Origin of the sequence: Klebsiella aerogenes KCTC 2190, from assembly GCF_000215745.1 — a bacterium.
GTDB classification, from domain to species: Bacteria; Pseudomonadota; Gammaproteobacteria; order Enterobacterales; family Enterobacteriaceae; genus Klebsiella; species Klebsiella aerogenes.
This window is the reverse complement of the sequence record NC_015663.1, coordinates 5,172,371-5,193,098: the sequence shown is the minus strand read 5'-3', so window position 1 is coordinate 5,193,098 and position 20,728 is coordinate 5,172,371. Positions and strand designations below refer to the sequence as shown.

19 protein-coding genes are annotated in these 20,728 nt (G+C 60.0%); 11 read left to right on the top strand and 8 right to left on the bottom strand.

Annotation, left to right across the window (positions count from 1 at the left end; genetic code table 11):
- Positions 1-27 precede the first annotated feature (27 nt).
- A complete protein-coding gene (rnz, locus tag EAE_RS24560; RefSeq protein WP_015706158.1) occupies positions 28-948 on the bottom strand; it encodes a ribonuclease Z in 921 nt (306 codons plus the stop codon).
- A 56-nt stretch (positions 949-1,004) separates the two neighbouring features.
- Here rnz and EAE_RS24555 point away from each other — a divergent pair, with 56 nt between their 5' ends.
- The 7 genes from EAE_RS24555 to menE all read left to right on the top strand — a co-directional run bounded on the left by EAE_RS24555 (position 1,005) and on the right by menE (position 8,632).
- Complete coding sequence (locus EAE_RS24555; protein ID WP_015365596.1) at positions 1,005-1,466, top strand: GNAT family N-acetyltransferase; 462 nt, start codon at positions 1,005-1,007, stop codon at positions 1,464-1,466.
- 173 nt (positions 1,467-1,639) lie between these two features.
- A complete protein-coding gene (gene menF / locus EAE_RS24550; protein WP_015706157.1) occupies positions 1,640-2,935 on the top strand; it encodes an isochorismate synthase MenF in 1,296 nt (431 codons plus the stop codon).
- 76 nt (positions 2,936-3,011) lie between these two features.
- The gene (menD, locus tag EAE_RS24545) at positions 3,012-4,682 is read left to right on the top strand and encodes a 2-succinyl-5-enolpyruvyl-6-hydroxy-3-cyclohexene-1-carboxylic-acid synthase (RefSeq protein WP_015706156.1); all 1,671 of its coding nucleotides are present in this window, start codon (positions 3,012-3,014) and stop codon (positions 4,680-4,682) included.
- Positions 4,679-5,437, top strand: a complete 759-nt coding sequence (menH, locus tag EAE_RS24540; RefSeq protein ID WP_015706155.1) for a 2-succinyl-6-hydroxy-2,4-cyclohexadiene-1-carboxylate synthase — start codon at positions 4,679-4,681, stop codon at positions 5,435-5,437. The genes menD and menH overlap by 4 nt, the downstream gene beginning before the upstream one ends.
- Before the next feature lie 14 nt (positions 5,438-5,451).
- Positions 5,452-6,309, top strand: a complete 858-nt coding sequence (gene menB, locus EAE_RS24535) for a 1,4-dihydroxy-2-naphthoyl-CoA synthase (RefSeq protein ID WP_015365600.1) — start codon at positions 5,452-5,454, stop codon at positions 6,307-6,309.
- Complete coding sequence (menC, locus tag EAE_RS24530; RefSeq protein ID WP_015706154.1) at positions 6,309-7,274, top strand: o-succinylbenzoate synthase; 966 nt, start codon at positions 6,309-6,311, stop codon at positions 7,272-7,274. The genes menB and menC overlap by 1 nt, the downstream gene beginning before the upstream one ends.
- Positions 7,271-8,632 carry an o-succinylbenzoate--CoA ligase gene (gene menE / locus EAE_RS24525; RefSeq protein WP_015706153.1) on the top strand — a complete coding sequence of 454 codons (1,362 nt, stop codon included), beginning with the start codon at positions 7,271-7,273 and terminating at the stop codon, positions 8,630-8,632. The genes menC and menE overlap by 4 nt, the downstream gene beginning before the upstream one ends.
- Here menE and EAE_RS24520 read toward each other — a convergent pair.
- From EAE_RS24520 to EAE_RS24510, 3 genes are read right to left on the bottom strand one after another with little or no spacing between them, the layout of a single operon-like run.
- Positions 8,629-10,146 carry a tripartite tricarboxylate transporter permease gene (locus tag EAE_RS24520; RefSeq protein WP_015706152.1) on the bottom strand — a complete coding sequence of 506 codons (1,518 nt, stop codon included), beginning with the start codon at positions 10,144-10,146 and terminating at the stop codon, positions 8,629-8,631. The genes menE and EAE_RS24520 overlap by 4 nt on opposite strands.
- Positions 10,147-10,157: 11 nt before the next feature.
- Positions 10,158-10,589: a tripartite tricarboxylate transporter TctB family protein gene (locus EAE_RS24515; RefSeq protein WP_015365604.1), complete on the bottom strand. Its 432-nt coding sequence runs from the start codon at positions 10,587-10,589 to the stop codon at positions 10,158-10,160.
- A gap of 15 nt (positions 10,590-10,604) precedes the next feature.
- A complete protein-coding gene (locus tag EAE_RS24510) occupies positions 10,605-11,585 on the bottom strand; it encodes a Bug family tripartite tricarboxylate transporter substrate binding protein (protein WP_015365605.1) in 981 nt (326 codons plus the stop codon).
- Between the two features lie 133 nt (positions 11,586-11,718).
- Between EAE_RS24510 and tctD the strand changes: the two genes are divergently transcribed.
- Together tctD and EAE_RS24500 are read left to right on the top strand one after the other, a co-directional pair.
- Positions 11,719-12,396: a transcriptional regulator TctD gene (gene tctD, locus EAE_RS24505; RefSeq protein ID WP_015706151.1), complete on the top strand. Its 678-nt coding sequence runs from the start codon at positions 11,719-11,721 to the stop codon at positions 12,394-12,396.
- Positions 12,383-13,792, top strand: coding sequence for a sensor histidine kinase (locus EAE_RS24500; RefSeq protein WP_015365607.1), 1,410 nt, complete (start codon positions 12,383-12,385; stop codon positions 13,790-13,792). The genes tctD and EAE_RS24500 overlap by 14 nt, the downstream gene beginning before the upstream one ends.
- Here EAE_RS24500 and nudI read toward each other — a convergent pair.
- Positions 13,789-14,214, bottom strand: coding sequence for a nucleoside triphosphatase NudI (gene nudI / locus EAE_RS24495; RefSeq protein WP_015365608.1), 426 nt, complete (start codon positions 14,212-14,214; stop codon positions 13,789-13,791). The genes EAE_RS24500 and nudI overlap by 4 nt on opposite strands.
- Positions 14,215-14,640: 426 nt before the next feature.
- Between nudI and EAE_RS24490 the strand changes: the two genes are divergently transcribed.
- Complete coding sequence (locus tag EAE_RS24490) at positions 14,641-15,183, top strand: YfaZ family outer membrane protein (RefSeq protein WP_015365610.1); 543 nt, start codon at positions 14,641-14,643, stop codon at positions 15,181-15,183.
- A 94-nt stretch (positions 15,184-15,277) separates the two neighbouring features.
- Positions 15,278-16,477, top strand: a complete 1,200-nt coding sequence (locus EAE_RS24485) for a nicotinamide mononucleotide deamidase-related protein YfaY (RefSeq protein ID WP_015706150.1) — start codon at positions 15,278-15,280, stop codon at positions 16,475-16,477.
- A gap of 1 nt (position 16,478) precedes the next feature.
- On the opposite strand, the gene glpC is transcribed toward EAE_RS24485, so the two are convergent.
- From glpC to glpA, 3 genes are read right to left on the bottom strand one after another with little or no spacing between them, the layout of a single operon-like run.
- Positions 16,479-17,666, bottom strand: a complete 1,188-nt coding sequence (gene glpC, locus EAE_RS24480; protein ID WP_015706149.1) for an anaerobic glycerol-3-phosphate dehydrogenase subunit GlpC — start codon at positions 17,664-17,666, stop codon at positions 16,479-16,481.
- Positions 17,663-18,922 carry a glycerol-3-phosphate dehydrogenase subunit GlpB gene (glpB, locus tag EAE_RS24475; protein WP_015706148.1) on the bottom strand — a complete coding sequence of 420 codons (1,260 nt, stop codon included), beginning with the start codon at positions 18,920-18,922 and terminating at the stop codon, positions 17,663-17,665. Before glpB ends, glpC begins: the two co-directional genes overlap by 4 nt.
- Positions 18,912-20,534, bottom strand: coding sequence for an anaerobic glycerol-3-phosphate dehydrogenase subunit A (gene glpA, locus EAE_RS24470; protein ID WP_015706147.1), 1,623 nt, complete (start codon positions 20,532-20,534; stop codon positions 18,912-18,914). The genes glpB and glpA overlap by 11 nt, the downstream gene beginning before the upstream one ends.
- Positions 20,535-20,728: the final 194 nt, after the last annotated feature.

Sequence of the window (20,728 nt, the reverse complement as noted above, 5' to 3'; positions counted from 1 at the left end):
TTTCGGCGGTTTTTTTATGCCTGCGGTTTACGCCAGCCGATAGACCATAAAATCCTCCGCCAGTAGCGTATTGGCGAAAATCTCCCGACATTCCGCCAGCATACGCAGGCAGCCTTCGGCATCGTAGCGCGAGCTAAAGTGGGTGGCGATTAGCGTGCCGACCCCCGCTTCTTTGGCAAGCGCCGCGGTTTGCTGACTGGAAGAGTGGCCACGGCTATTGGCTTTCTCCGCCATCGCCTGCTCAAGGGTGGTTTCGTGGACCATCACATCCGCGCCGCGCGCCATCTCCAGCGCCTGCGGGCAGGGGGCGGTATCGCCAAAAATGGCCAGCGTTTTACCCGGCGTCGATGGCCCCAGGTAGCGGCTACCGTCGATGACCCGGCCATCTTCCAGTTCAACACGCTGGCCGAGCTTGAGCTGATGGAACAGCGGCCCCGGACGCACGCCATCGGCAATCAGTTGGGCGGCATCGAGCGTTCCGGGCTTGTCATGCTGTTCGATGCGGTAGCCGTAGCACTCCACCGGATGACTGAGCGGGTACGCGCTGACCCGATAGCCGTCTTCGTCGAAGACCAGGCCGGGGCCGACTTCGATGATAGTGAGCGGATAATCGGTCCACGAGCCGCTCAGGCGCAGTGCGGTTTCGATAAATTCTTTAATCCCTTTTGGCCCGTAAACCGTCAGCGGCAGCGAATTTCCCTGCATCGAGCGGCTGCACAACAGGCCGGGCAGGCCGAACAGATGATCGCCGTGCAGGTGAGTGATGAAAATTTTATTCAGTTTGCCTGGGTGGTAAGGGGTATGGAGAAACTGATGCTGGGTGCCTTCGCCGCAGTCAAACAACCACATTTCAGCGCTGGTGGGTTGTTGCAAATTCAGTATTATCGACGTCATATTACGCGTACGGGTCGGCACGCCGGCGGATGTCCCCAAAAATGTTAATTCCATCGTCCAGTGTCCTCAGGCGAGTGGTAAAGCATCAGTATATCAATAAGGAGTCACAAATGATGACCTGGCAGGATTTACATCACAGCGAGCTCACCGTTGCTCAACTGTACGCCTTGCTGAAGCTGCGCAGCGCGGTGTTTGTCGTCGAACAACGCTGCGTCTATCAGGATATCGACGGCGATGATTTAGTCGGTGAGAACCGTCATCTGCTCGGCTGGCGCGACGGAGAGCTGGTGGCCTACGCGCGGATCCTCAAAAGCGAAGAGGAGTTCGAACCGGTGGTGATCGGTCGGGTTATCGTCAGCCCGTCCGTGCGCGGCGAGAAGCTGGGCTACCAGCTGATGGAGCAGGCGCTGGCCAGCTGCCGGCAGAACTGGCCGCAGAAGGCGATTTATCTTGGGGCGCAGGCGCATTTGCAGAAATTTTATGCCAGCTTTGGTTTTGTGCCGGTGACGGAGGTATACGATGAGGACGGTATTGCCCATATCGGTATGGCGCGTGACATCACAACTCATTAAGAAGCTAAATAGTAATAGCGTATCGCTATCAATTATCTATACTTTTCCTCCTGTAGCGAATCCAGTGGCTGGCGTTCGCCGGGCCTGTTAAGGTTCGCTCCCTCATGATGGGTACTGCTATTTATCGCAGCTACCCTTTATAATGTGGGGTTTTTAATTTCGTGGAGGTTCGCGTGCTGTCTGTTTCCACCGCGCTGGAAAGCCTGCTGGGCTGCCTGGCTGAAGATTTCCCTCCGTCACCCGGCACGCGAATTTTTGATATCCCATTCCCGTTAAACGACGCCTTCGACCCGTTACTGTGGTGCGCGCATCAGCCGTGCTGGCCGCAATTCTACTGGCAGCAGCGTAACGGCGATGAAGAGCTGGCGGCGCTGGGGGCAGTAACCACCTTTGCCTCTTTGTCCGCGGCGCATGATTTTTTATGCGCCCAGGGGCGGGAAGATCTGCGCATCAGCGGGCTGAATGCGTTCGACCCGCAGCAGGGTCATCTGTTTCTGCCGCGGCTGGAGTGGCGCCGCCTGGGCGGCAAAGCGACTTTACGGCTGGTGGTACACAGTGTGACCTCGCTGCAAGACGACGCGGCCGCCGCGAGGGCGTTTCTTCAATCATTAAATAGCGAGCAGGCGACAGCGGTATCGATGCCGCCGCTGCAAAGCGAGCAGCATGCGCCGGAATACCCGCAGTGGCGCGAGCTGATTACGCAGGCGACGCAGGCAATCGGCGCCGGCGAAATGGATAAGGTTGTGCTGGCGCGGGTCACGGATTTACGCTTTAGCGCGCCGCTGCAGGCGTTTGCCATTATGGCGGCCAGTCGGCGCAGCAATCTTAACTGTTTTCACTTCCTGATGGCCTTTAGCCCACAGCAGGCGTTTCTCGGCTCCACGCCGGAACGGCTGTGGCGGCGACGCGGCGCGCTGCTGCGCACCGAAGCGCTGGCGGGCACCGTCGCTAACCATCACGATGACGCCCGGGCGCAGCAGTTGGCCGATTGGCTAATGAAAGACGATAAAAACCAGCGGGAGAATATGCTGGTGGTGGAGGATATCTGCCAGCGTTTGCAGGGTGAGTCGCCGACGCTTGACGTTCTGCCGCCGCAGGTCGTACGCCTGCGTAAGGTGCAGCATCTCCGGCGCTGTATCTGGTGCGAATTGGCTGAGCCCGACGACAGCCGCTGTCTGCTGCAGCTGCAGCCTACCGCCGCGGTGGCGGGGCTGCCGCGCCAGGCGGCGCTGGCGTTCATCCGCCGCCATGAGCCTTTCACCCGCGAATGGTATGCCGGCTCCGCAGGTTATCTTTCACTGGCGCAAAGCGAGTTTTGCGTGGCGCTGCGTTCGGCAAAAGTCGAAAACGACACTCTGAGGCTGTATGCCGGGGCCGGTATTGTCAGCGGATCTGACCCGCAGCAGGAGTGGCAAGAAATAGAAAATAAAGCGGCGGGATTACGAACGTTATTACTTTCAGAAACGTAGAGAGACGACGTATATCAAAACGGCGCAACTCTGCCTTATCTATACTTAGCATCAATATTTGATACCGGACAATTTCATGTCAGTAAGCGCATTTAACCGACGCTGGGCGGCGGTGATCCTTGAAGCTTTAACCCGCCACGGCGTGCAGCACATTTGCATTGCCCCAGGCTCGCGCTCGACGCCCTTAACCCTGGCGGCGGCGGAAAACCGCGCTTTTATTCATCATACTCATTTTGACGAACGTGGTCTTGGCCACCTGGCGCTGGGACTGGCGAAGGCCAGCCGCCAGCCGGTGGCGGTGATTGTGACCTCCGGAACCGCAACCGCGAATCTCTATCCGGCGCTGATTGAAGCGGGCCTGACGGGTGAAAAACTGATCCTGCTGACCGCCGACCGCCCGCCGGAGCTTATCGACTGCGGCGCCAATCAGGCCATCCGCCAACCGGGAATGTTTGCTTCTCATCCTGCGCAGACCGTTTCTTTACCGCGTCCTTCGCAGGATATTTCCGCCCGCTGGTTGGTCTCGACCATCGATCAGTCGCTGGGCGAGCTGCATGCCGGCGGGGTACATATCAACTGCCCGTTCGCTGAGCCCCTGTATGGCGATATGGACGATACCGGGCTAGAGTGGCAACAGCAGCTCGGCGACTGGTGGCAGAGCGATAAGCCCTGGCTGCGTCAGGCGCTGCAGATGGAGAGTGAGAAACAGCGCGACTGGTTCTTCTGGCGGCAAAAACGCGGCGTAGTGGTCGCGGGCAGGATGAGCGCCGCGGAAGGTAAAAAAGTGGCTGAATGGGCGCAGACACTCGGCTGGCCGCTGATTGGCGATGTCCTGTCGCAGACCGGGCAGCCGTTGCCGTGCGCCGACCTGTGGCTGGGCAACGGTAAAGCGGTCAGCGAACTTGCGCAGGCGCAAATCGTCGTGCAACTCGGTAGCAGTCTGACCGGCAAACGCGTGCTCCAGTGGCAGGCGACCTGCGAGCCGGATGAATACTGGCTGGTGGATAATCTGCGCGGTCGCCTCGATCCGGCGCAGCACCGCGGTCGCCGTCTGCTCTCAAGCGTTGAACGTTGGCTCGAACTGCATCCGGCGGAGAAACGTCAGCCGTGGGCGACGGTGATCCCGCAGCTTGCCGGGCAGGCGTGGCAGGCCGCGGTCGCCAGCAACGAGCCTTTTGGCGAAGCGCAGCTGGCGCAGCGCATTCGGCGCTATTTGCCGGATCAGGGACAGCTGTTTGTTGGCAACAGTTTAGTGGTACGCCTGATAGACGCGCTGGGGCAACTGCCGGCGGGTTATCCGGTCTACAGTAATCGCGGCGCCAGCGGCATCGATGGCCTATTGGCGACCGCCGCCGGCGTGCAGCGGGCGAGCGCCCGGCCTACGCTTGCGATCGTCGGCGATCTTTCGGCGTTATACGATCTCAACTCGCTGGCCCTGCTGCGCCAGGCGTCGGCGCCGCTGGTGCTGATCGTGGTCAATAATAACGGCGGGCAGATTTTCTCTATGCTGCCGACGCCGCAGGACGAGCGCCGCCAGTTCTATTTAATGCCGCAGGACGTGGATTTCAGCCACGCGGCGGCGATGTTCGGTCTGGCTTATCACCGCCCTGATGACTGGCAGTCGCTGGATGAGGCGCTGGCAGGCGCGTGGCGCCGCGCCGGGGCGACGGTAATTGAGCTGGCGGTTAACGAGACCGATGGTACGCAGACTCTCCAGCAACTGCTGGCGCAGGTAAGTCGCCTGTGACGCTCAACGCGGCGGTTGAAAGCGGCCAGCCTGGTTATCCCTGGTTGGTATTCCTGCACGGCTTTTCCGGAGACCGCGACGAGTGGCGTACGGTTGGCGAATCGTTTCCGGCCTGGCCGCGGCTGTATCTCGATCTGCCGGGGCACGGTGGCTCGGCGGATATCGCGGTCGATGGCTTTACCGGGGTTAGCGAATTACTGCAGGCTACGCTAAATAGTTACAACATCCTGGATTACTGGCTGATTGGCTACTCCCTGGGCGGCCGGGTGGCGATGAACTTCGCCTGCCAGCCGCGCGCGGGCCTGCGCGGCCTGATCGTTGAGGGCGGACATCCGGGCCTGCAGGACGAAGCGTCGCGGCAGGCGCGGCTCATCAACGATAGCGCCTGGGCAGAACGTTTTCGCCGCGAGCCGTTAGCGCAGGTCTTCGCCGACTGGTATCAGCAGCCGGTCTTCGCTTCGCTGAATGCGGCGCAGCGCGCGTCACTGGTCGCCCTACGTCGCCGCAATAACGGCGCTACGCTGGCGGTGATGCTGGAGGCGACCTCCCTTGCCCGGCAGGCCGATTTGCGCCCGTCTCTGCAGGCTCGCGATTTTCCTTTTCACTACCTGTGCGGCGAACGCGACGCCAAGTTTCGCGCTATCGCGCAAGCGCTCGCCGCCGATACCCATATTATTCACCATGCCGGACACAACGCGCACCGGGACAACCCCGCGGCGGTGATTGCCTGTCTGGCGCAGATTCTGGCAAGTTAACTGAAGGACATTCTATGATCTCTCTTGATGAAGCAATGCTCTACGCCCCCGTTGAATGGCACGATTGCTCAGAAGGCTATACCGATATTCGTTATCAAAAATCGACTGACGGGATTGCTAAAATCACTATCAATCGTCCACAGGTGCGCAACGCCTTCCGTCCGCTGACCGTCAAAGAGATGATTCAGGCGCTGGCGGATGCCCGCTATGACGACAATATCGGCGTTATCGTACTGACCGGTGAAGGCGATAAAGCTTTCTGCGCCGGCGGCGACCAGAAAGTCCGCGGCGATTACGGCGGCTATCAGGACGACTCCGGCGTTCACCATCTCAACGTGCTCGACTTCCAGCGCCAGATCCGCACCTGCCCGAAACCGGTAGTGGCGATGGTCGCCGGTTACTCTATCGGCGGCGGCCACGTACTGCACATGATGTGCGATCTGACCATCGCGGCGGACAATGCCATCTTCGGCCAGACCGGGCCTAAAGTCGGCTCCTTTGATGGCGGCTGGGGCGCTTCCTATATGGCGCGTATCGTCGGGCAGAAAAAAGCGCGCGAAATCTGGTTCCTGTGCCGTCAGTACGACGCCCAGCAGGCGCTGGATATGGGGCTGGTGAATACCGTGGTCCCGTTGGCGGATCTGGAAAAAGAGACCGTGCGCTGGTGTCGTGAAATGCTGCAAAACAGCCCGATGGCGCTGCGCTGCCTGAAAGCGGCGTTGAACGCCGACTGCGATGGCCAGGCCGGGCTGCAGGAGCTGGCGGGTAACGCCACCATGCTGTTCTACATGACGGAAGAAGGGCAGGAAGGACGTAACGCTTTTAACCAGAAACGTCAGCCGGACTTCAGCAAATTTAAACGGAATCCATAATGCGCGTTTCGCAGGTTTACCGCTGGCAGATACCGATGGACGCGGGCGTGGTTCTGCGCGAACGGCGGTTAAAAACCCGCGACGGGCTGTTCATCCGTCTGCAGGAGGGTGAACGCGAAGGCTGGGGGGAAATTTCTCCCCTGCCGGGATTCAGTGACGAAACGCTGGAAGAGGCGCAAATGGCGCTGCTGGCGTGGGCGCGGGCCTGGCGCGACGGCGCCGAGCCGCCGCTTCCTATGCAGCCCTCCGTCGCTTTTGGTATTAGCTGCGCGCAGGCGGAGCTTGGCGGCGAGCTACCACAGGCGGCGGATTATCGCGCGGCGCCGCTCTGTTCCGGCGACCCGGATGAACTGTTCGCCAAACTGGCGGCGATGCCCGGCGAGAAAGTCGCTAAGGTGAAAGTAGGGCTGTGGGAGGCGGTACGCGACGGCATGGTGGTGAATCTGCTGCTGGAAGCGATCCCCGACCTGCAGCTGCGGCTGGATGCCAACCGGGCGTGGACGCCGGTCAAAGCGCAGCAGTTCGCCAAATACGTTAATCCGGCGTATCGCCAACGCATTGCTTTTCTCGAAGAACCGTGCAAAAGCCGCGACGATTCGCGTGAATTCAGCCAGCAGACCGGTATTGCTATCGCCTGGGATGAAAGCCTGCGCGAGGCGGATTTCCGCTTTGTCGCCGAGCCCGGCGTGCGCGCGGTGGTGATCAAACCGACGCTGACCGGCAGCTTGCAAAAGGTTCAGCAACAGGTCGCCGCGGCGCATGCGCTGGGGCTGAGCGCGGTGATTAGCTCGTCGATCGAGTCCAGCCTGGGGTTAACGCAGCTGGCGCGGATCGCCGCCTGGCTGACCCCGCAGACTGTCCCCGGACTCGATACGCTGGCGCTGATGGGCGCGCAACTGGTGCGGGCGTGGCCGGAGAGTACGCTGCCAATTTTTCATGCTGATGAGCTGGAGCAACTGCTGTGATGTTTTCCGATTGGCCGTGGCGCCACTGGCGTCAGTTACGCGGCGAGTCGCAGGCGCTACGCCTGAATGACCAGGCGTTGACCTGGCGTGAGCTATGCGCGCGGATTGACGCGCTGGCGTCTGGTTTTGCCGCGCAGGGCGTAATGGAAGGTCAGGGCGTGGCGCTACGGGCCTACAACCAGCCGGAGACGCTACTCGCCTGGCTGGCGCTGCTGCAGTGCGGGGCGCGGGTGCTGCCGCTTAATCCGCAGCTGCCTACGGTATTGCTGCAGGAACTGCTGCCTGCGTTAACCGTACAGCATCAACTGGTGCTTAACGGTGATTTGCTGCCGGGGAATTTACCGGCGTTAACTCTGCAGGCGGCAGAAGGCGCCTGTGCCGTTTGCTGGCATGGCGAACGGCTGGTGTCGATGACGTTAACCTCCGGCTCAACCGGCCTGCCGAAGGCGGCGGTACATAGCGCCAGCGCCCATCTGGCCAGTGCCGCTGGCGTGCTGGCGCTGATGCCGTTTGCCGCGGAAGACGACTGGCTGCTGTCGCTGCCGTTGTTCCATGTCTCCGGGCAGGGGATCATCTGGCGCTGGCTGCTGGCTGGCGCGCGGCTGACGGTGCGCGATAGACAACCGCTGGAGCAGGCGCTGCTGGGCTGTACCCATGCTTCGCTGGTACCGACTCAGCTATGGCGCCTGCTAAATGGCGATGTCGATGTTTCACTCAAGGCGGTGCTGCTTGGCGGCGCGGCGATCCCCGTCGAGCTGACCGAAAGGGCGCGAGCGCAGGGAATACGCAGCTTCTGCGGCTACGGCCTCACCGAATTTGCCTCCACGGTCTGCGCCAAAGAGGCCGACGGAGCGGCGGATGTGGGCGAAGCGCTGCCGGGACGGGAGGTAAAAATTGTCGCCGGCGAGATCTGGCTGCGGGCGGCGAGCATGGCCGCAGGCTACTGGCGCGATGGTCAACTGCTGCCATTAACCAACGATGAAGGCTGGTTTGCGACGCGCGATCGCGGAGCGTTACGTGCCGGTCGGCTGTCGGTTATTGGGCGGCTGGATAATCTCTTTTTTAGCGGCGGCGAAGGCATTCAGCCGGAGGAGGTTGAGCGTGTGATACTCGCCCATCCGCAGGTTCAGCAGGTGTTTATTGTGCCGCAGGATGATATCGAATACGGCCAACGCCCGGTGGCGGTGGTTGAATGCGAGGATGGCTGCGAAATGGCCACGCTGGCGGCATGGAGCGCTGAACGGTTAGCGCGTTTCCAGCAGCCGGTACAGTGGCTACGGCTGCCGGAAACGTTAAAGAACGGCGGGATTAAGATTTCGCGCCGGGCGCTGCGCGAATGGGTCAATTCGCCGGTTTAGCCGATATTAGCCTCGGCGCGGCGCTGGCGCTGTTTACGTCTCAGACGCAGCAGCGGCGGTACCACCAGGACGGCGACAGCCAGTATCAGCAATGTTTTGGTTACGCCGCTTTCCCAGAGGATAGCCAGATTACCGTTGCTGATCGATAGCGCGCGGCGCAGGTTCTGCTCCAGCATCTCGCCCAACACAAAACCGAGGATCAGCGGCGACATCGGAAAGTGCATTTTACGCATGATGTAGCCGAGCACGCCGAGGCCAACCATCAGCAACAGGTCAAAGGTGGTGCTGTGCACCGCATAGACGCCGACGGCGGAAACGGCGGCGATGGCCGGTACCAGGAACCATAGCGGGATCGTCAGCATGCGGGTGAACAGGCCAATAAGCGGAATGTTCATAATAAGCAGCATCACGTTGGCGATAAGCAGCGCGGCGATGAGCCCCCAGACGATATCCGGCTGTTCGGTGAACATCGCCGGGCCGGGCGTAATGTTATATAGCGTCAGCGCGCCCATCATGACCGCGGTGGTGCCGGAACCAGGCACGCCGAGCGTCAACATTGGAATAAACGAACCGCAGGCGGAGGCGTTATTCGCGGCTTCCGGCGCCGCTACGCCGCGAATATCCCCCTTGCCGAAGTTATCGCTATTACCACTGATTTTTTTCTCCGTCATATAGGTGATGGCGCTGGCGATGGTCGCCCCGGCGCCGGGCAGAATACCGACGAAGAAACCCACCACGGAAGAACGCAGGGTCGCGCCGACGCACTGCGCGGCCTCTTTGGTGTTAAATAGCATGCGCCCGGTTTTACGCACCAGCGTTTGCCCGCCGCTGGTGCTCTCCAGCATCAACAGAATCTCGGAAACGGAGAACAGACCGATAACCACCACTATAAACTGAACGCCATCGGAGAGATGGACGCTGTCGAAGGTAAAGCGGTAAACCCCGGTGTTGGCATCCACGCCAACCGTCGCCAGGCCCAAACCGATTAACGCCGCGAGGAACGACTTCAGCGGGTTTTGCGCCATCATGCTGCCGAGGCAGGCGATGGCAAACACCATCAGCGCGAAATATTCCGCTGGGCCGAACGCCAGCGACCACTGGGCGAGGAGCGGCGCGAACAGAATAATGCCGCCGATCGCGATAAGCGAACCGAAGAAAGAGCTGACGGCGGAAATCGACAGCGCGACGCCGCCGCGCCCTTGCTGCGCCATGGGATAGCCATCAAGCGCCGTCATGATGGCGGCGGCATCGCCGGGCACGTTCAGCAGGATAGACGAAATACGCCCGCCATATTCGCAACCGATATAGACCGTCGCCAACAGGATCAGCGCCGATTCCGCGGGCAGGTGCAGGGCAAAGGCCAGCGGCAGCAGAATGGCGACGCCGTTAATCGGCCCGAGGCCGGGCAGTAGCCCGACGATGGTTCCGACAAAGCAGCCGATGAGGGCGATAAGCAGATTTTCCGGCGTCATGGCGACGGCGAAACCCTGCGACAGATAGATCCAGGTATCCATAAGCTTCTCCGTTAATTTAACCAGACGCCAAGCGGCAGAGTCACATCAAGTAAGGTATCGAAGGCGTACCATAACGAGACGCCCATCACCACGCCGGCAATGCCTGCCGCCGGTAGCGTGGCGCCGAATAGCAGGCCGATCACCGCCGTCAGCAGCGCGGTCGCCAGCGGAAAGCCCAGCCATTCAAATCCCCAGGCATAGACCACCAGCACCACGACCATGGTTAACAGCCGTTGCAGGACATGTCGTCCCGGCCACTCGATGGCGTCCGGGCGACGCAGCAGCATCAGCGCTGAACACAGTAGCATCAGGCCGATAATGCCCAACGGGAAAGGACGCGGGCCGACGGGTTCATACGAGTATTCGCTGTGGATCTGCCAGGCGATAAACAGGCCGCCAATGCATAACAACAGCCAGACTCCGGCAAAGATACGATCGCTCATTAGCGCCTCCGCGGATTATTTAGCCAGGCCAAAGGCTTTCGCCTGTTCGCGATAATCGCTGACCTGCTGTTTTACATAGGTATCGAGTTCCTTGCCGTTCATGTTGAATTCAAACAGGCCGCGCAGTTCACGTTGCTTTTTGAACTCATCGGTTTGCTGCAGTTTAGTGAATTCATCAACCCACCACTGGTAGTCGGCATCGCTTACTTTCGGGCCCATAAAGAAGCCGCGAATAATCGGCCAGACCAGGTCATAGCCCTGCTCTTTAGCGGTAGGAACATCAGCCAGCGCGCCCGGCAGACGTTCGTTGGAGAAGACCGCCAGGACGCGGATCTTATTTCCCTGCAGGTACGGCACCATTTCACTCAGATCGCCGGAGACCGCCTGCACATGGTTGCCGAGCAGGGCGGTTACCGGCTCGCCGCCGCCCTCAAAGGCGACGTAGCGCATCTTGTGCGGGTCAACGTTGGCTTTTTGCGCCAGCAGCGCCGCTTTCATCCAGTCCTGGCTGCCGATGGAGGCCCCGGCGCCAATGACGATAGTGGCGGGATTTTTCTCCATTGCGCTCATGAATGACTTCAGGTCTTTCCATGGCGAATCGGCGCGCACGGCAATCATGCCGTAGTCGGTACCGACGCTGGCCAGCCAGCGTACGTCATCAACGCCGTAGCGGCCGAATTTCCCCTGCGACAAATTCAGCAGCGAGCCGCCGGAAAAAGCGACCACGGTTCCGGCTTCCGCCGGGCGCTGGGCGACGATGGCGTTATAGGCCACCGCGCCGACGCCGCCGGGCATATAGGTGACGCGCATCGGTTTTTCGATCGCACCGGTTTCCATCAGGCTCACCTGAATTAGCTTACAGGTAAGGTCGAAGCCGCCGCCGGGTTTGGCGGGGGCGATACATTCGGTGCGGGACGGGGCTTGCGCCGCGAAAGCGGTGGTTGTACAGAGGCACAGCGCGATGGCGCTAAGATGGCGGAAAAATGGCGTTTTCATAGGCTTCCTCAGTAGGTACAGGGAATGTTTTTCTGATTATGTGAACCGACATGTGGCGATTCGGTTGCGTGATTGTTAAAACAGTTACCTTTCATTTCCCTTTCAATGCGGCAGCAACTTTACAGGATGTGATATGCGTCTCTTATTAGCCGAGGATAACCGTGAGCTGGCTCACTGGCTGGAAAAAGCGCTGGTGCAGGGCGGTTTTGCCGTGGATTGCGTTTTTGATGGCCGGGCGGCGGATCACCTGCTGCAAAGCGAAAAATATGCGCTGGCGGTGCTGGATATCGGTATGCCGGGCTTAGATGGTCTCGAGGTGGTACAGCGGTTGCGTAAGCGTGGACAAACGCTGCCGGTGCTGCTGTTGACCGCGCGCAGCGCGGTAGCGGATCGGGTGAAAGGGCTGAACGTCGGCGCCGACGATTACCTACCCAAACCTTTTGAGCTGGAGGAGCTCGACGCCCGGCTGCGGGCGCTGCTGCGACGCAGCGAAGGGCAGGTGCATGAGGTACAGCAGCTTGGCGAGCTGGAATATCGCGATGAAGGCTATTTTCTGCTGCGTGGTGAGATGTTGTCCCTGACGCCGCGCGAGCTGGCGCTGTTGAAAGTGCTGATGTTTCGCCGTACCCGTCCGGTTTCCCGCCAGCAGCTATTTGAACAGGTGTTTAGCCTCAGCGACGACGTCAGTCCGGAAAGCATCGAACTTTATATTCACCGCCTGCGCAAGAAACTCCAGCAGAGTAACGTGCGTATCACTACGCTACGCGGGCTGGGTTATCTGCTGGAGTGTGAGCCGCATGAAATGGGGTAAACCGCAGTCGCTGTATGCCCAACTGCTGCTGTTCCTCGGCCTGCCGCTGGCGCTGTTGTGGGGGCTATCGGCATTCAATAGCTACGTGAGCGCGCTGCAGGCGGCGACGCAGGCCTACGATCGTACGCTGCTCTCCTCGGCGCGCACCGTGGCGGAGCGGCTGGTAGTGCGCGGCGGCCATCTGGAGGTCAATGTGCCCTGGGTGGTGCTGGACAGCTTTGAACTCAACATGAACGACCGGCTGTATTACAAGGTGGTCGACCCGCAGGGGAAAGTGATCTCCGGTTTTGACGATCTGCCGGCGATGCCGCCGGCCACGTCACGAACCCAGCTCTATCCGGCGCTGGCATGGTTTTATCATACCGAATACCGCGGCCAGGCCATCCGCGTAGCGCGCCTGCTGCAGCCGGTCAACGAAGGCGGCATCGTCGGAATGGCGGAGATTTATATTGCCGAAACGCTGCAGTCGCGGCGCTGGCTGGCCGGACAACTGCTGTTTTCATCCTGGGTGTCACAGGGCTTATTAGTGCTGTTGACGTTGGTACTGGCGGGGTGGCTACTGCGCCGCGTTCTGCGGCCAATGCGTCAGCTCTCGGCGCTGATGGTGCGCCGCGAACCCGGCCTGCTGACGCCGCTACCGGAATTGCTGCCGTGGTCGGAAACGCGGCTGCTGATCGTGGCTTTTAACCGCTATATTGACCGTCTGCGGGTGATGATCTCCCGGCAAGAGCGCTTTAGCGCCGATGCCTCCCATCAGTTAAAAACGCCGCTGGCGGTCCTGAAAACCCAGGCCTCGGTGGCGCTGGCCAGCGACGATCCGCAGCTGTGGCGCGAGAGTTTGCAGGCCATGCGCGCGACGCTGGATGATACGATTTTACTCACCGAACGTTTGTTGCAACTGGCGACGGTGAAACGCCGGGAGCAGGGCGAGCAGGCGTTTGTCGCGGTCGATCTGCAGGAGGTCGTGCACCATAGCTGTTTTTCGCGTATTGCCCAGGCGCGTAGTAAAAACATCGATCTGGGTTATGAGGGCGAACAGTCGCCGGTGAACGTTTTGGGGGATGGCGTTTTGTTGGGGGAACTGTGCGCCAACCTGCTCGACAATGCGATTCGCTACACTCCGGCACGCGGGACGGTGACGCTGAGCCTGCATCGCGATGGCGAAGCCGTCACGCTGAGCGTGGAGGATAGCGGCCCGGGCATTGATGAAAACCTGATTAACCAGGCGCTGACGCCGTTTCGCCGGCTCGATAACGTCGGCGGCATACCCGGCGCCGGGCTGGGCCTGGCGCTGGTAAACGATATTGCGCGTCTACATCGTAGCCGCCCGCAGCTGTCGCGCAGCGAAAGCCTGGGGGGATTGAAGGTGACGCTGCGTCTGTTGACCGTGGTTTAAAGCAGCCCTTTCTGGCTGAGGGTGAGGCGGGTCGCGGCATTAAGATCGTAATGTTGCAGGTCTTCGCCCTTCACCCAGGCGTAATCGTCGAATTCCTCGTTGATCGTGACCTCGCGGTTGGCGCTTATGCAATCGAAAATCAAATAGATCATGTAGATCTCTTCCTGGCGACCATCGGCATAGGTTTTCACGCGGGTATCATCGCGGAAGCTCCATGGCGTGATGCGGGTCAACTGTAATTTTTCGCCAAGCTCCTCGCGGACTTCACGTCGCAGCGCCTCTTCAATAGTTTCCCCCGGCTCCACGCCGCCGCCGGACAGCGCCCACTGTCCGGGAAAAACCCCGCGGTCGGCAGCCATCTTGCACAACAGGTAATGGCCATCATTTTGGATTAGCGGGCAAACAATCGTCCTTTGACGCATGATTTTTCTCCTTCGCAGTGAGTCGGGCCAGGTATCGAGGAAACAGTTTGCGAGGCGCCTCGGCAAACCGCAAGGGAAATACGGCGCTGGTGGCGAAGCTGACGGGGCTTGCGCCGGAGAGTCTGGCGCTGCTCGCCCATTAATTTTTCTGCATCCTTCAAACGGCCTGCGCGACGCCGTTTGCGCAGGTTAATATAGATTTATTTAATCAATGCAACTTAATTAAATATAATTCCGCTGAATTTGAATTCGGTGGAATTTACTTTCTTTCGCAAATGCGCGGCGGGATTGCTGTAAAAAGACGCAACTGGTTACACTCTTGTGAAAAATCATTTCGCCAGGTCATTGATTCCTGACAGGTGCGCAGTAGAATTTTCAGGTTTTTTCGGGACTTCTTTGATTCTTCTTTTCTGGATAGAGTAAATAATGAAAAAGAGCATTTTTATGGCCCTGGCCGGGGTAATGATGGTTTCCTCGGCGGCCCATGCTATTAGCGTTACCGGCGAAGCCGGCGAGCACTATACCAACCTCGGCGTTGGCTTCGGAACCGAATCCACCGGCCTGGCTATTTCCGGCAACTGGTTGCATAGCGATAACGACGGCGACGCCGCGGGCTTAGGTCTGGGTCTGAATATTCCGCTGGGACCATTCCTGGCGACCGTGGGCGGCAAAGGCATTTACACTAATCCGAAGCAGGGCGATGAAGGTTACGCGGCAGCGGTCGGCGGCGGCCTGCAGTGGAAAATCGGCGATAGCTTCCGTCTGTACGGCGACTATTACTACTCGCCTGATTCACTCTCCAGCGGCATCGATAGCTATGAAGAAGCGAACGTCGGCGCCAGCTGGACCATCATGCGTCCGCTTAGCATCCAGGCAGGTTATCGCTACCTGAACCTGGCGGGCAAAGACGGCAACCGTGATAACACCATCGCCGACGGTCCGTACATCGGCGCCAGCGCCAGCTTCTAATCCTCCGGCGCGGCCTTCCGCCGCGCCAAATTTCTTCGTCGCCAGCCCGCGCCTTTGCGCTATAGTAATTCGACTTATCAGGCTGGAGTTCATAATGCTACAAGTGGAAATGCTGTCCACCGGCGATGAAGTGCTGCATGGGCAGATTGTCGATACCAATGCCGCCTGGCTGGCGGATTACTTTTTTAATCAGGGTTTACCGTTAACGCGCCGCAATACCGTCGGCGATGACCTCGACGCGCTGGTGGCTATTTTGCGCGAACGCAGCGAACAGGCGGATGTGCTGATCGTGAATGGCGGCCTGGGGCCGACCAGCGACGATCTTAGCGCGCTGGCGGCGGCGACGGCGAAAGGCGAAGGGTTGGTCCTCAACGCTGAATGGCTGGAGACGATGACGCGATTCTTTGCCGAGCGCGGTCGGCCAATGGCGGAAAGCAATCGCAAGCAGGCGGAAATCCCCGCCAGCGCCGAAATGATCAATAATCCGGTAGGGACCGCCTGCGGGTTCGCCGTACAGCTCAACCGCTGCCTGATGTTTTTCACCCCCGGCGTGCCGTCTGAATTTAAAGTTATGGTCGAGCAGGAGATCGTACCGCGTTTACGTGCGCGCTTCACGCTTCCGTCGTCGCCTGTCTGTCTGCGTTTAACTACTTTTGGACGTTCAGAAAGCGAGCTGGCGCAGAGCCTTAATCACCTGCAGCTCCCCCCTGGTGTGGTGATGGGCTATCGCTCGTCAATGCCGATTATCGAGCTAAAACTAACCGGTCCTGCCGAACAGCGCGATGCAATGCTGGCGCTGTGGCCAGAAGTGCGTAAGGTAGCCGGAGAGAGCCTTATCTTTGAGGGCACGGAAGGGTTACCGGCGCAGATCGCGCGCTGCCTGCAGGAGCGTCAGCTTAGCCTGACCTTGAGCGAACAGTTTACCAGTGGCCTGCTGGCGCTGCAGCTGAGGCGGGCGAACGCGCCGCTTCTCGCCAGCGAAGTGGTGCCGGCGCAGGAGGAGACCTTAGCGCAATCGGCGCGCTGGGCCGCCGAGCGGCGCGTTAACCATTTTGCCGGGCTGGCGTTGTCAGTCAGCGGTCAGGAGGCCGATTACCTGAACTTTGTGCTGGCGACACCGGAAGGTACGCACGCGCTGCGGGTCAAGTTCAGCGTGAATCGCCACGGGCTGTCGGTGCGGCAAGAAGTCTGCGCCATGATGGCGCTGAATATGCTGCGCCGCTGGCTCGACGGTAAGCCGGTCAGCGGCGAGCATGGTTGGATCAACGTCGTCGAGACGCTGTTTATCGACTGATTCAGGCAGGCGCGCTCAGCGCCTGCGCCAGCAGAGTAATGGGATGTTCGCAGCGCTTGCTGGTGGACATCTCAATCTGCCATTTGCAGGTTTCGCAATCGGTAATCACTACGTCCGCGCCGCTCTCCTCAATCTGGCGAAATAATGGCGCGCCAATCGCCTGCGCCGACGAATAGTTTTCCGACTTAAAACCGAAGGTGCCGGCGATACCGCAGCACTGCGAATCCAGTACTTCCAGCTGTAGGCCCGGGATTTGGCGCAGAAGCTCAAGGGTGTATAGCGACCAGCCCATTTTTTCCATATGACATGGGGTGTGATAGACCACCTTCAGCGGCAGCGGGCGCAATGGAAGGGTTTTGCCGGCATCGAGCTGTTTCCAAATCCAGCGGGTCGCTAACTCCACCCGATCCCGCAGATCGCTGTTATCGATATCCAGGAGATGGGGATATTCATCGCGCAGGGTAAAAGTACAGGTTGAAGAGGTGGCGATGATCGGCAAGCTGTTTTCGCGCATGGCGGCGACGTTGATGTGCGCTTGCTTGCGCGCTTTGTCAAAAAAGCCGTTGGCGATAAGCGGGACGCCGCAGCATTTTTCTTTTGATAAGAGCTGCACGCCGGTACCCAGCGCGTTGACGACGCGAATCAGATCCTTACCCAATTGCGGGTGGTTATAGTTGACGTAGCAGCCATGGAAGAAAGCCACCTGCTCGCTGTACTGCGCCTGTGCGGCGGCGAGCTGGCGGTAAGCGCGGCGAAAGGTGCCGAAGCCATATTTCGGCAGCGTGCGGCGATGGTCGATTTTGAGCGCCGCGTCGAGCAGGCGGCGCACCGGTTTTAACCCCGTTGTGGCGTTGACCAGCGGCGCAAAAGGCGTGGAAAGGGTGCCCATCAGATCGGTATGGCTGAGGATGGCATCGCGCAGGGTTGGTGTTTGCTGGCTGTACTGCGCACGCGCACGTTGAATGATATCGCCGATTTTCACATCAGACGGACAGGCCACCTCGCAGCGTTTGCAATTAATACAATATTTCAGCGCATCGTCGTACAGCGCGCCATCTTTCAGACGCAGACGTTCGCCGTCCGGCCCCGCCTGTTTCGGGCCGGGATAGCGCGGATTTACCCGGCTCACCGGGCAGGCGGTGGTACAAACCGTGCATTTTATGCAGCTTTCAAAGCGGGTATCGTTCATGACCGGCCTCCTGCAAGGGCGTGGATCTGTCTGGCGGCATGCAGCGCGGTGACGGCGCAAACGCCGCCGCCGCAGCCGAGTTGAATGGCATCGAAACCGCCGAGCAGCGAGCCGATAGCGAAAAGATTCGTTAGCGGCTGGCCGAGCAGGTGTGGGCGCAGCATGGGGTCAGTCTTCAAACCAAAGCGCTGCCACGGTTGTGATGCGAAGAAATCACGCTGATACCAGCTATCGCGCGCCAGCGTTTGCTGCAGATCGAGGCCGAGAATCGGTTCGCGCACGCTATCACGGGTGGCGACGAGACCGTTACTGAAAAAGCTACCGCTCGCCAACACGGTAAAGCGCGGACGCAGTGCGATATCGCCGTGATTTCGCGTCCAGACGGCCTCGACGGTGCCCTGCTGATGGCTGATTTTCACCACCTCGTCGCCGGCAAGCCAGGTGCCGCCGGTGCGGATGAACTGGCGCTGAAGCTGGCTATGCAGGCGCATCCCCGGCACCGAAGGCGGCAGCGTCGGCAGCAGGCGCAGCGGGCAGGGCAGATGTTCTTGTAGCCAATGCCAGAGGCGATTATCCGCGAGCCCAAAACAGGCGGGCATCATCAGCAGCTCGTACTCTTGCGCCAGCGGCAGCAGCGCGGACTGCAGGGCAGGCCACAGGTTTTCATCATCAAGCACCCGGGCGATGTTGGCGGCACGGAACTCCGTAGGGTTATCGCGCAGCACATCAAGCAGCGGTAAATCAATCTCCGCCGCGGCGGCATCCACTCCGCTCTGTCCGAGGGCGGCGGCGGCCAGATGCGGCTGAAAATCGGCAAAACCGCTAATCCCCACCATGCATACGCGTTGCTGCGCGATGGGCGCCAGCGGAACCTCTTCCGGTGACAGCCACGCCGGTCGCAACGTCCCCAGCGGCGTTACCCGCAGGTGCGGTCGGCGCGCTTCGCCTTGCATATTCGCGCCGCAGGCAGCCAGCAGCGCTTCGGTCTGTCTGGCGTATTCGAGCACCGCGTCGGCGCCGAGGCGGGAGTAGGGGTGTTCAGGAAGCTGAACGGCCAGTTGCTGAAGACCTTGTGCGACATCAGTGACGGTATCGCCGTTCGGCAGCGCCGAGAGCAGGTCTAATGAAGCGGAGGAAAAGTGCAGCGCGCTTTGCCCACGGCTGATTATCACGCAGCGTAGGCCGTGTTGATTCAGCGCCAGCCCGCACAACAGCCCGGCCAGTCCGCCGCCGACGATGGCGCAATCAAATTTCATCCTGATGCTCCTTTTGCAGTCCGCATAAGCCGAGGTAGACCCAGCGGGTAAATTCACTTTCGCGCAGCGCGTCGCCCCAGGCGATGGGCTGAACGCCCTTCCAGCGCTCATTGAGAAATTCCGACAGCTGAGTTAACGACTGCGCCGGGGTGGCGACGTTAAAGCGCTGTAGCAGCCCGGCGGCGCGGCAGGCGCACAGTTCACCCTGGCAGGTGCCCATACCGACCCGGGTACGGCGGCGCAGGTCGAGCAAATTCTTCACCGCCAGATTCTCTACCGCGTACTGCACTTCTCCGGCGGTGACCGCTTCACATTCGCAGACCAGGCTACGGTGCTGGCGGCTGTCGCCAAGCCATGCCGGGGTGCGGTCGCCGTGGCGATACACCGCCGACCCGCGCAGCGGCGTCGGTAGCGAGATAATCTTTTTCAGCGTGGTTTCTGTGGCTTCCTGCGAACCCGGTAGCGGGCGCTCCGCGGTGCGGCACGGCTCAGCATTGCCGAGTTTGCGGCAGACGGCGTCGCTGGCCCATTCCGCCATCAAACGGTAGGTCATCAACTTACCGCCGGTGATGGTGATAAAGCCTTCCATACCGTCGCGCGGGGCGTGGTCGAGCAGCACAATACCGCGGCTGACGCTGCGCCCGCTGGGATCGTCATCGCTGGCGACCAGCGGACGGACGCCGGAGTAGGCGCGTAGCACCCGGGTACGCCCCATGATCGGCGCCAGTTTTTCACCTTCGCGCAGCAGCGTATCGACCTCTTCCGTCGTCACCCGGTTATCGTCAATTTCGTCATAAGGAATATGCGTCGAGGTGGTGCCAATCAACGAAATGGTATCGCCGGGCACCAGAATATCGGCATCCGCCGGCTTGCGGCAGCGGTTAATCACCTGGTTATTAATGCGGTGATCGAGGATCAGCAGCGAGCCTTTTGCCGGGAACATGGAGATGCGCAGATCGGCGTACTCCGCGATGCGTTGGCCCCAGATCCCGGCGGCGTTGACGACGACCTGTGCGCGAATGCTACGCGCTTCGCGCCGTTGATGATCGTAGATCTGTACTCCGTACACGCGATCGCCCTGGAGCAGCAGGCCGGTGACCTCGCAGCCGGTAAGGATCTGCGCACCGTGTTCGCGGGCGTCGAGCATATTGGCTGCCGTCAGGCGGAACGGATCGACGGTGCCGTCCGGTACTTGTACGGCGCCAAGCAGCGTAGGGTTGACCGCGGGTTCCAGACGCAATGCTTCAGCGGGGGTAAGCGGTTTAGCATCAATACCGGCCTGCTGACAGGCGTGGATAAAGGTTTGCTGCCAGGCCATGTCATCTTCAGGCAGGGTGATAAACAGCCCGTTGGTGGGTTCAATGCAGTGGCGGGCGATGCGACGTAAAATGCGATTCTCGCTGATACATTCGCGCGCGGATTCGCTATCGGTGACGGCATAGCGCGCGCCGCTGTGCAACAGACCATGGTTGCGGCCGGTGGCGCCGGTGGCGATATCGTGCCGCTCAATCAACGCCACACGTAACCCGCGCAGGGCGCAGTCGCGGGCGATTCCCGCGCCTGTGGCGCCGCCGCCAATAATCAGCGCATCAAATTCTTGCGTCTCGGCCATCTTCCGGTCCTCTACTTTCGTTTTACACCATTTAGCCATATCAATAGTGTGGAATGTTTGATTTCGAGCATATTTGCGCGCAATTCGAGCGTTTGCTGTGATTTTGTGCTCACATTGGAAAATTTTGTCATATATCTGTAACAAAATGTGCGATATTTCACAGTATTAGTTCTACGCTTTGCCTACCATCGCGA

Bases quoted from the DNA above. Each gene is read 5' to 3' on its own strand.
- EAE_RS24520 (WP_015706152.1), bottom strand. From the start codon at position 10,146: ATGGATACCTGGATCTATCTGTCGCAGGGTTTCGCCGTCGCCATGACG.
- EAE_RS24500 (WP_015365607.1), top strand. From the start codon at position 12,383: ATGAAATGGGGTAAACCGCAGTCGCTGTATGCCCAACTGCTGCTGTTC.
- menC (WP_015706154.1), top strand. From the start codon at position 6,309: ATGCGCGTTTCGCAGGTTTACCGCTGGCAGATACCGATGGACGCGGGC.
- rnz (WP_015706158.1), bottom strand. From the start codon at position 948: ATGGAATTAACATTTTTGGGGACATCCGCCGGCGTGCCGACCCGTACG.
- EAE_RS24555 (WP_015365596.1), top strand. From the start codon at position 1,005: ATGATGACCTGGCAGGATTTACATCACAGCGAGCTCACCGTTGCTCAA.
- menD (WP_015706156.1), top strand. From the start codon at position 3,012: ATGTCAGTAAGCGCATTTAACCGACGCTGGGCGGCGGTGATCCTTGAA.
- EAE_RS24510 (WP_015365605.1), bottom strand. From the start codon at position 11,585: ATGAAAACGCCATTTTTCCGCCATCTTAGCGCCATCGCGCTGTGCCTC.
- EAE_RS24485 (WP_015706150.1), top strand. From the start codon at position 15,278: ATGCTACAAGTGGAAATGCTGTCCACCGGCGATGAAGTGCTGCATGGG.
- menB (WP_015365600.1), top strand. From the start codon at position 5,452: ATGATCTCTCTTGATGAAGCAATGCTCTACGCCCCCGTTGAATGGCAC.
- tctD (WP_015706151.1), top strand. From the start codon at position 11,719: ATGCGTCTCTTATTAGCCGAGGATAACCGTGAGCTGGCTCACTGGCTG.
- glpC (WP_015706149.1), bottom strand. From the start codon at position 17,666: ATGAACGATACCCGCTTTGAAAGCTGCATAAAATGCACGGTTTGTACC.
- nudI (WP_015365608.1), bottom strand. From the start codon at position 14,214: ATGCGTCAAAGGACGATTGTTTGCCCGCTAATCCAAAATGATGGCCAT.
- glpA (WP_015706147.1), bottom strand. From the start codon at position 20,534: ATGGCCGAGACGCAAGAATTTGATGCGCTGATTATTGGCGGCGGCGCC.
- EAE_RS24515 (WP_015365604.1), bottom strand. From the start codon at position 10,589: ATGAGCGATCGTATCTTTGCCGGAGTCTGGCTGTTGTTATGCATTGGC.
- EAE_RS24490 (WP_015365610.1), top strand. From the start codon at position 14,641: ATGAAAAAGAGCATTTTTATGGCCCTGGCCGGGGTAATGATGGTTTCC.
- glpB (WP_015706148.1), bottom strand. From the start codon at position 18,922: ATGAAATTTGATTGCGCCATCGTCGGCGGCGGACTGGCCGGGCTGTTG.